16 protein-coding genes are annotated in these 14,125 nt (G+C 67.6%); 14 read left to right on the top strand and 2 right to left on the bottom strand.

Going from position 1 to position 14,125, the window contains the following annotated elements; all coding sequences use genetic code 11:
- Positions 1–447 precede the first annotated feature (447 nt).
- On the bottom strand, positions 448–588 hold the full coding sequence (locus P7644_RS19210; RefSeq protein WP_404300843.1) for a hypothetical protein: 141 nt from the start codon (positions 586–588) through the stop codon (positions 448–450).
- On the opposite strand from P7644_RS19210, the gene P7644_RS19205 reads away from it, so the two are divergent.
- The 14 genes from P7644_RS19205 (at position 587) to P7644_RS19140 (ending at position 13,063) form a co-directional block, all read left to right on the top strand.
- Complete coding sequence (locus P7644_RS19205; RefSeq protein WP_404300842.1) at positions 587–1,828, top strand: Fic family protein; 1,242 nt, start codon at positions 587–589, stop codon at positions 1,826–1,828. The genes P7644_RS19210 and P7644_RS19205 overlap by 2 nt on opposite strands.
- A gap of 136 nt (positions 1,829–1,964) precedes the next feature.
- Complete coding sequence (locus tag P7644_RS19200; RefSeq protein WP_404300841.1) at positions 1,965–2,357, top strand: VOC family protein; 393 nt, start codon at positions 1,965–1,967, stop codon at positions 2,355–2,357.
- Between the two features lie 19 nt (positions 2,358–2,376).
- Positions 2,377–3,138 carry a 3-oxoacyl-ACP reductase gene (locus tag P7644_RS19195; RefSeq protein ID WP_404300840.1) on the top strand — a complete coding sequence of 254 codons (762 nt, stop codon included), beginning with the start codon at positions 2,377–2,379 and terminating at the stop codon, positions 3,136–3,138.
- A gap of 13 nt (positions 3,139–3,151) precedes the next feature.
- Positions 3,152–3,844 carry a glutathione S-transferase N-terminal domain-containing protein gene (locus tag P7644_RS19190; protein ID WP_404300839.1) on the top strand — a complete coding sequence of 231 codons (693 nt, stop codon included), beginning with the start codon at positions 3,152–3,154 and terminating at the stop codon, positions 3,842–3,844.
- 32 nt (positions 3,845–3,876) lie between these two features.
- Positions 3,877–5,211 carry a dicarboxylate/amino acid:cation symporter gene (locus P7644_RS19185; RefSeq protein WP_404300838.1) on the top strand — a complete coding sequence of 445 codons (1,335 nt, stop codon included), beginning with the start codon at positions 3,877–3,879 and terminating at the stop codon, positions 5,209–5,211.
- On the top strand, positions 5,208–6,137 hold the full coding sequence (locus P7644_RS19180; RefSeq protein WP_404300837.1) for an amino acid ABC transporter substrate-binding protein: 930 nt from the start codon (positions 5,208–5,210) through the stop codon (positions 6,135–6,137). Before P7644_RS19185 ends, P7644_RS19180 begins: the two co-directional genes overlap by 4 nt.
- Positions 6,138–6,143: 6 nt before the next feature.
- On the top strand, positions 6,144–6,878 hold the full coding sequence (locus P7644_RS19175) for a tRNA-uridine aminocarboxypropyltransferase (RefSeq protein WP_404300836.1): 735 nt from the start codon (positions 6,144–6,146) through the stop codon (positions 6,876–6,878).
- Between the two features lie 62 nt (positions 6,879–6,940).
- The gene (locus P7644_RS19170) at positions 6,941–7,498 is read left to right on the top strand and encodes a DUF1439 domain-containing protein (protein WP_404300835.1); all 558 of its coding nucleotides are present in this window, start codon (positions 6,941–6,943) and stop codon (positions 7,496–7,498) included.
- A 150-nt stretch (positions 7,499–7,648) separates the two neighbouring features.
- Positions 7,649–8,653 carry an SDR family oxidoreductase gene (locus P7644_RS19165; protein WP_404300834.1) on the top strand — a complete coding sequence of 335 codons (1,005 nt, stop codon included), beginning with the start codon at positions 7,649–7,651 and terminating at the stop codon, positions 8,651–8,653.
- Between the two features lie 118 nt (positions 8,654–8,771).
- Positions 8,772–9,248 carry a GyrI-like domain-containing protein gene (locus P7644_RS19160; protein ID WP_404300833.1) on the top strand — a complete coding sequence of 159 codons (477 nt, stop codon included), beginning with the start codon at positions 8,772–8,774 and terminating at the stop codon, positions 9,246–9,248.
- Positions 9,249–9,443: 195 nt separating this feature from the next.
- Positions 9,444–10,502, top strand: coding sequence for a pirin family protein (locus tag P7644_RS19155; RefSeq protein WP_404300832.1), 1,059 nt, complete (start codon positions 9,444–9,446; stop codon positions 10,500–10,502).
- Between the two features lie 100 nt (positions 10,503–10,602).
- Positions 10,603–11,076 (top strand): peptidylprolyl isomerase, encoded by a 474-nt coding sequence (locus P7644_RS19150; RefSeq protein WP_404300831.1) that lies wholly within the window; start codon positions 10,603–10,605, stop codon positions 11,074–11,076.
- Between the two features lie 101 nt (positions 11,077–11,177).
- On the top strand, positions 11,178–11,522 hold the full coding sequence (locus tag P7644_RS19145; protein WP_404300830.1) for an HPF/RaiA family ribosome-associated protein: 345 nt from the start codon (positions 11,178–11,180) through the stop codon (positions 11,520–11,522).
- A gap of 287 nt (positions 11,523–11,809) precedes the next feature.
- Positions 11,810–13,063 (top strand): IS4 family transposase, encoded by a 1,254-nt coding sequence (locus tag P7644_RS19140; RefSeq protein WP_404299644.1) that lies wholly within the window; start codon positions 11,810–11,812, stop codon positions 13,061–13,063.
- A 53-nt stretch (positions 13,064–13,116) separates the two neighbouring features.
- Here the strand turns inward: P7644_RS19140 and gap are convergent, their stop codons facing one another.
- Complete coding sequence (gene gap / locus P7644_RS19135; RefSeq protein ID WP_404300829.1) at positions 13,117–14,118, bottom strand: type I glyceraldehyde-3-phosphate dehydrogenase; 1,002 nt, start codon at positions 14,116–14,118, stop codon at positions 13,117–13,119.
- Between the last annotated feature and the right edge of the window lie 7 nt (positions 14,119–14,125).

Raw genomic sequence — 14,125 nt, 5'->3', positions numbered from 1 at the left:
GTCTGGTGCAGGATCACCCGCCTCGTCCCCGAGCCTACGCCCGCTTCTGGCCGATAGGGGGAGCAGCATCATTGGGCAACCAGCCAGCCTGCTGCAGAAAATTGCGCCTTCTACTTGGCGCGATTTCTCGAATCGCGCCAAATCCTGTCGCTGCAGATCCCATCAACTGCTCAGAGCCTTCATGCAACAAGGAGGCCCTGATCCTGACGGGGCTGCTGGCGTTGTACTCGGGCGTTTCGCGCCAATGCTTCGCTATTGATGGCGTTCAGCGCTCACCCCATGAGCGACAGAGGCAATTTGATCTGATTAGCGACATATCTCAGACAGCACTCGGTCAACAAACGCCACGTCATTCCGGCGAAAGCCGGAATCCAGCGGTTTGAGTGCTGCGAGGCTCCTGGATTCCGGCTTTCGCCGGAATGACGGTGATCTGAGGCATGTGCCTAATCAGGCAATTTGAACCATGATTGCTTGGTACTCACCGCCCGCTGATTGCACTCGTTGGTTGCCGCTTTCTTGCCCTTCATGATCCGCATATTGAGGATTTCGGCTCGCAATTTGAGCCGTATTTCCTAGAATGCGGCTCATGACACCAGACTCCACCCCCCACTCCCCATCCCGGCCACGCTACCTGTGGCAGCAGCCCGACTGGCCTGCCTTGGTGGTTGACGGGGCCGTGCTGGCGCCCGCTCTGGAATCCGCGCGGGTGGAGCAGGGCCGCCTGCTGGGGTTGCTGGATGCCATTGGGTTGGTGCCCGCGCAGGAGGTTGCACGCGATCTGTGGGCGCAAGAGGCGTTGGCCACGGCGCAGATCGAGGGGCAGCGGTTCGAGCTGCAGGCCGTCCGTTCGTCCGTGGCGCGGCGGCTGGGGCTGGATGATGCGGCGGCCTCTGCGCCAGATCGTTCGGTGGAGGGGCTGGTGGATGTGATGCAGGATGCGGTGGCGCAATGCGCTGCGCCGCTGGATGCCGACCGGCTGTGGCGCTGGCAGTCGGCACTGTTTCCTGGGGGCACGTCGGGCATCCAGCGGATTGCCGTAGGGCGCTGGCGCGATCACGCAGACCCCATGCAGATCGTGAGCGGCCCGCTGGGGCGCGAGGTGGTGCATTACGAGGCGCCGCCATCGCGCCAGGTAGCGGCCGAGATGGGGCGGTTCCTGGCCTGGTTTGAAGCCACCCGGCCGGCAGCGCCGGGTGCGCCAAGTGGCAGCGGCGCGGGGGTGAATGGCCTGGTGCGCGCCGCGCTCGCGCATCTGTGGTTTGAAACGGTGCACCCGTTCGAGGATGGCAACGGCCGCCTGGGGCGTGCGCTGGCAGACATGGCGCTGGCACAAGACCTGGCGCACCGCCAGGCTGCACCGCAGCCCTTCTCCGCGCCCATCTTCGGCGTGGCGCTCCGCATGCTGGTGAACCGGGGCGCTTACTACGATGCCCTCAACGCCGCGCAGCGCGGCACCACCGATGTGACGGCCTGGGTGCTGTGGTTTGTGCAGACGTTCGTGCAGGGCTGCATCGCATCGCAGGCCGTGGTGCGGCAGGTGGTGGACAAGGCCGCGTTCCGTGTCCGCATGGTGCAGGCCGGGGTGAATCCGCGTCAGGTCAAGGTGCTGGAGCGCCTGCTGGCCGCTGGCAGCGTGGAGCTGGGCGGCGGCTTTCTGGGCGGCCTCACGGCCGACAAGTACACCAGGCTTGCCAGCACCAGCAAGCCCACGGCCACGCGGGATCTGGCCGATCTGGTGGCGAAGGGTTTGCTGTGGGTCAGCGGACAAGGCAAGGCCACGCGCTATGGCATCGCCGTGCCGGGGTGGACGCAGCCCGCGGTGGAGTGACCCGCTTGTCCCGCCACGTAAAGGGCCCCCAAAGCGCAGGCTGTCCGCCGGGCGACCTGCAGCCGCCGGCGTGGGCCACTACGATAGGGGCCCACCATGCCGATGGTGGATTCACCCCACAGGAGACCGATAGACCATGTTCAACCACGTCATGCTGGGCGCCAGCGACCTCGACCAATCCAAGAAGTTCTACGACGCCTTTCTGGGCGCGCTGGGTGCCAAGCCTGGGTTTACCGACAAAAGGGGCCGCACCTTCTGGAGCCACGCGGGCAACACCTTTGGCATTACCGCGCCCATCAACGGCGAGCCGGCCAGCCACGGCAATGGCAGTACCCTCGGCTTCGTGGCCCAGTCGCCCGCCCAGGCCGATGCCGCCCACGCCGCGGGCGTGGCCGCTGGCGGCGTGACCTGTGAAGACCCGCCCGGCTGGCGCGGCGAGCACGGCGCCGGTGGCGTGTACCTGGCCTACCTGCGCGATCCCGACGGCAACAAGCTCTGCCTGCTGCACCGCCCGCCCAAGGCCGCCTGAGCCCCCGGAGCGTTCACGCATGCAACTGTCTGAACAATGGGTGCTGGTCACGGGCGGCGCCCGGGGGCTGGGCCAGGCCATCACCCGCGCGCTGGCGCGCGAGGGCGCGGGTGTGGTCATCAACTACCACCGCAGCGATGCCGCCGCGCAGGCGCTGGCCGACGAACTCGGTCCGCGCGCCATCGCGCTGCAGGCCGATGTGACCGATGCCGCCGCCGTGCAGCGCCTGTTTGCCGCCGCGCGCGAGCGCACCGGCGCGCCGGTCAGCGCCGTGGTGAACAACGCGCTGGCGCAGTTCTCGTTCGACGGCGATGCGCGCCCCAAGCTGGGTGACATTGCCTGGGAGCGCTTCAGCCAGCAGATCGAGGGCGCGGTCAAGGGCGCGCTCAACACCATGCAGGCGGCGCTGCCCGCCATGCGCGCGCAGGGCTTCGGGCGCATCGTGAACGTGGGCACCAACCTGTTCCAGAACCCGGTGGTGCCCTACCACGACTACACGGCGGCCAAGGCCGCGCTGCTGTCGCTCACGCGCACGGCTGCGCATGACCTGGGGCCGGACGGCATCACGGTGAACATGGTCTCGGGCGGGCTGCTGCGCACCACCGACGCCAGCAGCGCCACGCCCGCGGCGGTGTTCGACCTGATCGCCGGCCTGACCCCGCTGCGCCGCGTGACCACGCCTGCCGAGTTTGCCGACGCGGTGCTGTTCTTCCTCTCGCCCTGGGGCCGCGCCGTGACCGGGCAGAACCTGGTGGTGGACTGCGGCCTCGTGAAGGACTGAAAAGGAGTTGCCCATGGCATGGACCCACCCCATCACGGCCAAATGGCCGGCTGCGCACCCCGACCGGCTGCAGCTGTATTCCCTGCCCACGCCCAACGGCGTGAAGGTGTCGATCATGCTGGAGGAGACGGGCCTGCCGTACGAGGCGCACCTGGTGAGCTTCGAGACCAACGACCAGCTCTCGCCGGAGTTCCTGGCACTCAACCCCAACAACAAGATCCCGGCGATCCTCGACCCGAATGGGCCTGGCGGCCGGCCGCTGGCGCTGTTCGAGTCCGGCGCCATCCTGATCTACCTGGCCGAGAAGACCGGCCAGTTCCTGCCGCAGGACGCGGCCGCGCGCTACGAGACGCTGCAGTGGCTGATGTGGCAGATGGGCGGCGTGGGGCCCATGTTTGGGCAGCTCGGGTTCTTCCACAAGTTCGCCGGCAAGGACTGGGAGGACAAGCGCCCGCTGGGCCGCTACGTGGCGGAATCCAAGCGCCTGCTGGGCGTGCTGGAGCAGCGCCTGGCGGGGCGCGACTGGATCATGGGCAGCGACTACACCATTGCCGACATGGCGGTCTTTCCCTGGGTGCGCAACCTCGTGGGTTTTTACAATGCCGCCCTTTTGGTCGGCTGGGCCGACTTTCCCCGGGTGCAGCGCGCGCTTGACGCCTTTGCGGCGCGTCCTGCCGTGCAGCGCGGGCTGCAGATCCCCATTTAGTAAAACCTTATCGCATCCCACAAGGATTCACCATGACCGCCAGCATTCCGCAGAAAAGGGGTATTCCGCCTGCATATTTGATACTCGTCGCCATGTTGGTGGGCATAGCCGTGGGCTATTTCGTCTTCGTCAACTTCCCCGACAAGCAGGCCGCCAAGGAGGTCGCGGGCTACCTCTCCATCCTGTCCGACGTGTTCCTGCGCCTGATCAAGATGCTCATCGGCCCGCTGGTGTTCTCCACGCTGGTGGTGGGCATTGCGCACATGGGCGATGCGGCCTCGGTCGGGCGCGTGTTCATGAAGGCCATGCTGTGGTTCGTCACCGCCTCGCTGATCTCGCTGGTGCTGGGCCTGGTGTTGGCCAACTGGCTGCAGCCGGGCCACAACCTGGGCCTGCCGCTGCCCGACGTGGGCGCGGCCACGAATCTGGCCACCGCCAAGTTCACGCTCAAGGAGTTCATCAACCACCTGGTGCCGAAGTCCTTTGCCGAGGCCATGGCGAACAACGAGATCCTGCAGATCGTGGTGTTCTCCATGTTCTTCGGCGTGGCCCTGGCGGCGCTGGGCGAAAAGGGCAAGACCCTGGTGGCGGCCATCGACGAGCTGGCGCATGTCATGCTCAAGATCACCGGCTACGTGATGAAGCTCGCGCCCCTGGCCGTGCTCTCGGCGATGGCGGCCACGGTGGCCGTGAACGGCCTGGGCATCCTGCTGAAGTTTGCGGTGTTCATGGGCGACTTCTACCTGGGCCTGTTCATTCTGTGGGCGCTGCTGATCCTGGCGGGTTTCACCTTCCTGGGGCCGCGCATCTTCAGGCTCATGGTGCTGATCAAGGAGGCCTTCATGCTGTCCTTCGCCACGGCCAGCTCCGAGGCCGCCTACCCCAAGATCCTGGACGCGCTGGACCGTTTCGGCGTCAAGCGCAAGATCTCCAGCTTCGTCATGCCCATGGGCTACTCGTTCAATCTGGACGGCTCCATGATGTACTGCACGTTCGCCACGCTGTTCATCGCCCAGGCGTACGACATCCACCTGTCGCTGGCCACGCAGATCACCATGCTGCTGATCCTCATGCTCACCTCCAAGGGCATGGCTGGCGTGCCGCGCGCCTCGCTGGTGGTGATCGCCGCCACGCTGAACCAGTTCGACATTCCCGAGGCCGGCCTGCTGCTGATCCTGGGCGTGGACACCTTCCTGGACATGGGCCGCTCGGCCACCAACGCCGTGGGCAACTCGATTGCCAGCGCCGTCGTGGCCAAGTGGGAGGACCAGCTGTTGCCCGAGGCCGAGGCCGAGGAGCATGCGCGCCGCATGGACGAGGAAGCCGCCGCGCGCGCCCACCCCATTCCCGGGCCGGACCTCGCATGAAGGCCTTACGCAGCTTTCTGTGCGCGGCGCCCCTGCTGGCGGCCCTGGCCACGCAGGCGCAGGACGCCGACAGCAGCCCCTCCAACCCCGGGCCCCAGGCGCTCACGGGCACGCTGGCCCAGGTGCGTGCCAGCGGCTCGATTGCGCTGGCCTACCGTGACAGCTCGGTGCCGTTTTCCTACCTGGACGCGCGCGGCCAGCCCATCGGCTACTCCATCGAGCTGTGCAAGTCCCTGGTGCGCGCCGTGGAAGCCGCGGTGCAGCGACCCCTGCAGATACGCTGGGTGCCGGTGACCCCGGCCACGCGCATGCAGGCCATCATCTCGGGCCAGGCCGACCTGGAATGCGGCTCCACCACCAGCAACCTGGAGCGGCAGAAGAGCGTGGCCTTCTCGCCCACCATCTTTGTCGCCGGCACGCGCCTGCTGGTGCGCAAGGGCGAGGGCCTGCGCGACTGGCGCGACCTGGCGCACAAGAAGGTGGCCGTGACGGCCGGCACCACCAACGAGCAGGTCATGCGCCGCCTGTCGCAGCGCCTGAGGATTCCCATGGTCATCGTTGTCGCGCCCGACCATGCCCAGGCCTTTGCGCTGGTGGAGAGCGGCGGCGCCGACGCCTTCGCCACCGACGACGTGCTGCTGCACGGGCTGGTGGCGCAAACCCCGGGCGCGGCCAGGCGCCTGGCCGTGGTGGGCGAGCTGCTGTCCTATGAGCCCTACGCCATCATGTTCCGGCGCGGCGACCCGCAGCTGGCCAAGCTCGTGACCGACAGCCTGCGCCTGCTGGCGCGGGACGGCGAGATCGACCGCCAGTACCGGCGCTGGTTCCTGCAGAAGCTGCCCGGCAGCCAGCAACGCCTGAACCTGCCGATGAGCGCGCAGCTTGAGGCCATCGTGCAAAGCCTGGCGGCGGCGCAGGTCGAGTAGCCCTCCATGCCCCACGCCGTCTCCCGGCTGCGCGCCGAGCGCCTGGCGCGCAGCGCCAAACCCTTCCAGGCACGCGGCGGCTCGCGCCTGGTGCATTGCCCGGACTGCCGCCTGGTCACCAGCCATTGCCAGTGCGCGCTGCGCCAGCAGCTTGCCACGCGCGCCGGCCTGTGCCTGCTGATGCACGACACCGAGCCGCTCAAACCCAGCAACACCGGCTGGCTGGTGGCCGACGTGGTGGCCGACACCTACGCCTTTGGCTGGGCGCGCACCGAGGTCGATCCCGCCCTGCTGGCGCTGCTGGCCGATCCGCAGTGGCAACCCTATGTGGTGTTCCCGGGCGAGTTCGTCGACCCCGGGCGCGTGCTGCATGAGCTGGCGCCCGCGGCCGGCCCGGTGCTGCGGCGTCCGCTGTTCGTGCTGCTGGACGCCACCTGGCCCGAGGCGCGCAAGATGTTCCGCAAGAGCCCCTACCTGGAGCGCTTTCCGGTGCTCAGCCTGCACGGCGACCAGGCCTCGCGCTACCGGCTGCGCCGCTCCCGGTGCGGCGCGCATTTCTGCACCGCCGAGGTGGCGGCGCTGTGCCTGGAGCAGGCCGGAGAGGCGCCGGCGGGGGCGCTGCTGCAGGCCTGGCTGGAGGTTTACAGCGAGCGCTACCTGCTCGCCAAGAACCAGCGCCCCGTGGATCTGGACAGCAGCGCGCACCAGCAGCTGCGTGCGCTCATGGCCGCACAGGCTTGACGCAACTGCTTGCACTGCGCGGCGCAGACGCCAGCACAATCGGGCGTTTTACCTGCACCACCATGCGCCGCAGACTTCTTTTGAACCACATGGCCGGCGCCGCCCTGGCCCTGCTGGCCGGTTGCGCCAGCGCCCAGCCCGGCTACGCCATCAGCCGCCAGCAGCTGCAGCAGGCCCTGGCCGGGCGCTTTCCGCGCAGCTATCCGCTCGCCGGCCTGCTGGACCTGGAGCTGCAGGCGCCGCACCTGACCCTGCTGCCCGAGCGCAACCAGCTCAACGCCGTGCTCGACCTGGCGGCCACCGGCCCCCTGCTGGCGCGCCGCTACACGGGCTGGCTCGACGTGGACTTCGGCCTGCGCTACGAGCCCGAGGACCGCAGCATCCGCACCCACGGGCTGCAGGTGAACGCGCTGCGCCTGGACGGCCTGGCGCCCCAGGCGGGGGCGCTGCTGCAGCGCTACGCCCGGCAGCTGGCGGACCAGTCGCTGCGCGGGGTGGTGCTGCACCAGCTGCGTGACAAGGAGCTCGCGCCCATCGACCGCCTGGGCCTGCAGCCCGAGAGCATCAGCGTCACGCCGCGCGGGCTGCAGGTGCGCTTCGGGCCCAAGCCCTTGTCCTGAATACTCTTGTATTGATAGCTTTTGGCGCTTGTCGCATATGCGCTGGAATCGGTTTTGGCTTGAAAACCATAGGCGCGGGTACTGTCCTACGCCGTGGCCGTGGTGCAGCAGTTACAAAGAAGGGGTTTGCCACTGCCACTCGCACCGCATATGACGCAGATCCCATCCGCCGCACCGATCCGTTTGCCCGCAGCCCCGCCCGAGCCGGTGGTGGTCATCACCGGTGCCTCCAGCGGCATAGGCCATGCCACGGCGCTGGCCTTTGCGCGGCGTGGCGCGCGCCTGGTGCTGGCGGCGCGCAATGCCGACACCCTGGCCCCCGTGGCGCTGGCCTGCCGCGCCGAGGGCGGCCAGGCGCTGGGCATTCCCACCGATGTGACCGACGCCGATGCCGTGCTGGCCCTGGCCGACAAGGCCGTGCGCTACTTCGGGCGCATCGACATCTGGGTCAACGCCGTGGGCGTGGGGGCCGTGGGGCGCTTTGAGGGCGTGCCGCTGGCGGCGCACCGCCGCGTGATCGAGGCCAACCTGCTCGGCCATGTGCATGGCGCGCACGCGGCCCTGGCGCGCTTTCGTGCCCAGGGGCGCGGCCTGCTGGTGAACCTGATCTCGCTGGGCGGCTGGCTGCCCACGCCCTATGCCGCGGCCTATGCGGCCAGCAAGTTCGGCCTGCGCGGCCTGTCCGAGAGCCTGCGCGCCGAGATGGCCGACCTGCCGCACGTGCATGTCTGCGACGTGGCGCCGACGGTGGTGGACACCCCCGGCCTGTCGCACGGCGCCAACTACACGGGCCGGCGCCTGGGCGCGCCGCTGCCCATGGTGGACCCGCGCGCCGTGGCCCAGGCCATCGTCGATCTGGCCGACAGCCCGCAGCCGCGCGCCGTCACCTGGCTGGGCCTGGGCGCGCTGCCCGGGCGGCTGGCCCATGCGCTCGCGCCCCAGGGTACGGCGCGCGCCCTGCGCTGGCTCAGCGACCAGGGGCTGCGCCACGCCGCGCCCGCGCCTCTTACCGAGGGCAACCTGTTTCACCCCTCGCTGCAGACCGCCATCGACGGCGGCCACCGCCGGCGCCGGCGCGGGTCTGCCGGCCTGTGGGCCCTGCTGGGCGCCGTGGGCCTGGCCGCGGGCTGGTGGCTGGGGCGCAGCAGGCGCTGACGTTACAAGCGCCCGGCGTTTTCCTACAGACGTGAGGCAGGCTGGCGGTCTACGATAGTGCAGGCCCCGGGGGGCACCGCCGCCGCCCGGCACTGTTCCGTGCGCGCAGGAGACGATCATGATCGACGTACCGCAGATCATCGACCTGGCTCCCGCGCGTACCACGGCCGTGGTGCATGTCTGCTGTCCGCGCGAAGAACTGTCATGCACCATGTGCCGCGGCGTGCGCGAGTTGCTCGACCGCATCAAGGCCCAGGGCGCACAGGCCATGGGCCCGCTGTTCACGCATCACCTGCGCCGCCCGACCGACAGCTTCGACTGCGAGGTCGGCGTGGTCGTGGACCACCCCGTGCGACCGGCGGGCCATGTCTACCCGGGCCAATGGCCGGCGATGCGCATGGCGCGCACCCTGTACCGCGGCCACTACGAAGACCTGCCGAAGGCCTGGGCCGACCTGCGCGCCTGGATCGCGGCCCAGGGCCTGGCCAGCACCGGCGAGCAGTGGGAGTGCTACATCACCGGCCCCGAGATCGGCTCCGATGCCAGCGCCTGGCGCACCGAGCTCTACCTGCCGTTGTCCGGAGAGCGCGCCTGATGCTCTTGAAAATGAGCTTTATGCGCTTGCTGGATAAGAATTTAAGGCATATTTCTTTGAATTTTTTGTGCCAGCGTTCCAGCCATGGGCCGCAGTGTTGCACAACTGGTGGCTGGGCAAGGCGCCGGCCGGCCCCATATGTACTTTATGGCGCGCCGCGTGCCGCCGATACCCAGACCCGGAAAGCCCCGCACCATGAACAGCACCCCCGTGAACAGTACCGCCAGTCCCGTCCTGAACCGCCAGCCGCTGGGCCCCCTGTGGCCCACGCTGGACCCGTTCCTGTTCTGCGCCCACCACGACGACGCCTATCCCGCCGGCAACGGCGCCATGGGCGTGCAGGCCGTGGCGCTGGAGGGGCGGCAGATAGGCAGCGACTTCAGCCGCAAGGACGGCTTTTCCATGTACCACGGCGACAGCGTGCCCGGCTTTCCCGGCCACCCGCACCGCGGCTTCGAGACCGTGACGCTGGTGCGCAAGGGCCTCATCGACCATGCCGACTCGCTCGGCGCGGCCGCGCGCTTTGGCGGCGGCGACGTGCAGTGGCTCACCGCGGGCCGGGGCATACAGCATTCGGAGATGTTCCCGCTGCTGGCCAGCGACGCGCCGAACCCGCTGGAGCTGTTCCAGATCTGGCTGAACCTGCCCGCCAGCCGCAAGATGGTGCAGCCGCACTTCACCATGCTGTGGAACGAGCGTATCCCGCGCCTGGAACATGTGGACGATGCCGGCCGGCGCACCACGGTCACCGTGATCGCCGGCGCGCTTCAGGGTGCGGGCGCGCCGCTGCCGCCGCCGCCCGAATCCTGGGCCGCGCAGGACGACGCCGACGTGGCCATCTGGACGCTGAGGCTCGAACCCGGCGCGCGCTGGACCCTGCCGCCCGCGTGCGGCCAGGGCACGCGCCGCATGCTCTACTGGTTCGTGGGCACGGGCCTGACGATCGCGGGCGAGCCGCAGGCCGGCCACGCCGCGCTGGAGGTCGTGGCCGAACGGGCGCTGGAGCTGCTCAACAGCGGCGCCGACACCGTCGAATGCCTGCTGCTGCAGGGCCGGCCCATAGCCGAGCCGGTGGTGCAGTACGGCCCCTTCGTCATGAACAGCCAGCAGGAAATCATGCAGGCCCTGCAGGACTACCGCCGCACGCAGTTCGGCGGCTGGCCCTGGGGCGCAAGCGACCCGGTGCACGGGGCCGAGCACCGGCGCTTTGCGCGCCATCCGGGCAGCCAGGTGGACGAGCTGCCCGTGGCCTGATGCACTGCCTGATGCGCGGGCCCCCGCCCGCGTGCGGGACAATGGCGCTCTTTCCCGCGGCGGCGCCCGGGTGCGCCGCCGTCATCACTGCACCTAAGCCATGAACATCACCAAAGACACCGCCGTCACGCTGAGCTACAAGATCACCGACCCCGCCACCGGCAAGCCGCTGGACGCCGGCCATGTGGCCTACCTGCATGGCGGCTACGAGAACCTCTTCCCCAAGGTCGAGGCCGCCCTCGAAGGCCAGGCCCCAGGCCATGCCGCCACCGTGGACCTGGCCGTGGAGGACGCCTTCGGCGCGCGCGACGAGTCCCTGGTGCGCACCATCCCCAAGAGCGAATTCCCGCCCGGCGTGAAGGTGGGCGGCCAGCTGCAGGGGCCGGGCGCCGATGGCCAGCCGCAGATGTTCCATGTGGTCAAGATCAAGGGCCCCGTGGTGCATCTGGACGGCAACCACCCGCTGGCCGGCAAAGCCCTGCGCTTTGCCTGCAAGGTCACCGAGGTGCGCGCCGCCACGGCCGAGGAGATCGCCCACCGCCATGTGCATGGCGGTCATGGGCACCATCATTGACATCTGACGATTGATGCGAATCAAGCCGCAGCCCTCGGACTGAGGCATGATGAACAGCGAGGGCCGACATGCAGGCCCGGTTTCAACCCAAGGAGGAAAACATGCAGATCCAAGTGCACACCAACGACCATATCCAGGGCGGTGATTCGCTGATCCGTTGGACGCAGGAAGAGGCCGCCACCCGCCTGGCCCGCTTTCGCGAGCATGTGACGCGCGTGGAGGTGTTCCTGTCCGATGTGGACGCGGGCAAGTCCGGTACGGCCGACAAGCGCTGCGTGATCGAGGCCCGCCCCGCAGGCCGCCAGCCCGTGGCCGCCACCGCCGAGGCCGCCAAGGTGGCCGACGCCGTTGCCGCCGCGCTGGACAAGCTGGTGCGCTCGCTGGGCGACGACATCACGCGCGCCAAGGACCGTCAGGGGCGCGAAACCATCCGTACCGCGGAGTAATTCACTATTGAATAGATAGCTGCCTGCGCTTTCTGCGTAAGGTTTTAAGTGCTATTTGGCATAAAAGGCTGCAGGCATGTCATGTGCCTGCGGCCTTTTTTGCGTTCTGCCCGCACCGTGGGGCGCCGCAGAAAAAACGCGCCCGAAGGCTAATGCCAGTCAGTTAAGACAGCAGATCGCCACAGGCGGGTAAAAAGGGAGCATGTTCGTCATGCTCCCTTTTTCGTTTGACTTCCGTACTGCAAAACTCCTTGGATGAGAGCTGGGCAGGGTTGCCCGCTCACGCGATGACTGAGTTGGGCGCGCTGATTGATCCACTGTGGATCGAGCAAGCACTGCATGCCAGCGGCAAGGCATCCATACGTCGGCGCAAGCTGCCTGCAGATCACGCCATCTGGCTGGTCATTGGACTGGCCTTGTTTCGCCACATGCCCATGTGGCAGGTGGTGCAGGAGATGGCCTTGACCCTTGAGGGGCAAGAGTTACCAGCTCCCAGCAGCAGCGTGCAGGTTCGCCAGCGGCTGGGCTCGCAACCCTTGGAGCACTTGTTTGCGCTGCTCACGCAGGCCTGGGGCAGATCGCATCCCGTGCACGAAGAGCGCTTGCGCGTGCTGGCCGTCGATGGCGTTGTCTGGTCTGCGCCCAACAGCGCAGACAACCGCCAAGTGCTGGGAAGTGGTCAGACGCAGTACGGTCCCCAGCCCTGGCCCATGGTGCGGGCTGTGTGCCTGCTGGACACCGATAGCCACGAACTACTCGATGCACAACTGGGTGACTACACCCAAGGGGAGCTGACGCTTGCTGCTGGGCTGCGTGGCCTGGATCACTCCATCACTTTGTTTGACCGGGCGTACTTCTCTGCGGCATTCCTGCTCGACTGGCAGGGCGCAGGCGAGCAACGCCACTGGCTCATGCGGGCCAGAGACAACTTGCGCCATGAAGTCGTGCAATGTCTGGGCGCGGGCGACTGGTTGATCCGCATGCCCATCTCGCAGCGTGCCAGGAAACTTTGCCCCGAACTGCCAAGCCACTGGCAAGCGCGCCTGATCCAGACCGAGGTGCAAGGCAAGAGCAGGCGCTTCATCACCTCGATGCTCGACTCCGAACGCTTTGGCGCATCGCAACTGGCACAGATGTATTGCCAGCGCTGGGAGATTGAACTTGGCTTTCGTGAGATCAAGCAGTCGCTGCAACAGGGCGCAGGCGTGCTGCGCAGCAAGCAGCCGGAGTTGGTCAAACAGGAGGTCTGGGGCGTATTGATTGCGCATACCTTGCTCAGGCGCTGGATGCGCTTGATGGCCCAGCATGTGAAGGTTGAGCCGGTACGCATCAGCTTCCACACAGCCAAGCATGCCATCATTGGCGCACTCAACACCGTGCATCTGGCTCGCGCGGGAGCATTGCCGAGACACCTGCAACTGCTGCTTGAACAGGCACGCTACTTCGTACTTCCTGCACGCCGTAGCGGGCGAAGCTTCCCGCGTGAGGTCAAGCGATCTCGCAGCAAGTTCCCCACAAAGAAAATGCCAGCAAGCTCTTAACTGACTGGCATTAGCCCGAAGGCGCGTTTTTGCAGAGCTGGGGAGAAGGCGGCTTACTTGCCGGCCATCACGCGCACCATCTCCAGGCACTTGTTGGAGTAGCCCCACTCGTTGTCGTACCAGGCCACGACCTTGAGGAAGGTCTTGTCCAGGGCGATGCCGGCGTCGGCGTCGAACACCGAGGTGTGGGTCTCGCCGACGAAGTCGGTGGCCACCACCTTGTCCTCGGTGTAGGCCAGCACGCCCTTGAGCGCGCCTTCGGACTGGGCCTTCATCTCGGCCTTGATCTCGTCGTAGCTGGCTTCCTTCTCCAGCTCCACCGTCAGGTCCACCACCGACACGTCGGAGGTGGGCACGCGGAAGGACATGCCGGTGAGCTTCTTGTTCAGCGCGGGAATGACCACGCCGACGGCCTTGGCGGCGCCGGTGCTGCTGGGGATGATGTTCTCCAGGATGCCGCGGCCGCCGCGCCAGTCCTTGTTGCTGGGGCCGTCCACGGTCTTCTGCGTGGCGGTGGCGGCGTGCACGGTGGTCATCAGGCCGCGCTTGATGCCCCACTTGTCATGCAGCACCTTGGCCACGGGGGCCAGGCAGTTGGTGGTGCAGCTGGCGTTGCTGATGATGGCCTGGCCGTCGTAGGTCTTGTGGTTCACGCCGAAGACGAACATCGGCGTGTCGTCCTTGGAGGGGGCCGACATCAACACCTTCTTGGCGCCGGCGGCGATGTGCTTCTCGGCGCTGGCCTTGTCCAGGAACAGGCCGGTGGACTCGATCACGATGTCGGCGCCGACCTCGTTCCACTTCAGGTTGGCGGGGTCGCGCTCCTGCGTCAGGCGGATCTTCTTGCCGTTGACGATGAGCGTGTTGCCTTCGACCGCGACCTCGCCCTTGAAGCGGCCGTGCACGCTGTCGTAGCGCAGCATGTAGGCCAGGTAGTCGGGCTCCAGCAGGTCGTTGATGGCAACGACTTCGATGTCGGAGAAGTTCTGCAGCGCCGAGCGCAGCACGTTGCGGCCGATGCGGCCGAAGCCGTTGATGCCAATCTTGATGGTCATGATGAAG

The sequence above is a fragment of the Alicycliphilus denitrificans genome, from assembly GCF_044792555.1.
GTDB lineage: Bacteria > Pseudomonadota > Gammaproteobacteria > Burkholderiales > Burkholderiaceae_C > Alicycliphilus > Alicycliphilus denitrificans_A.
This window is presented reverse-complemented; position numbering and strand designations above follow the sequence as displayed.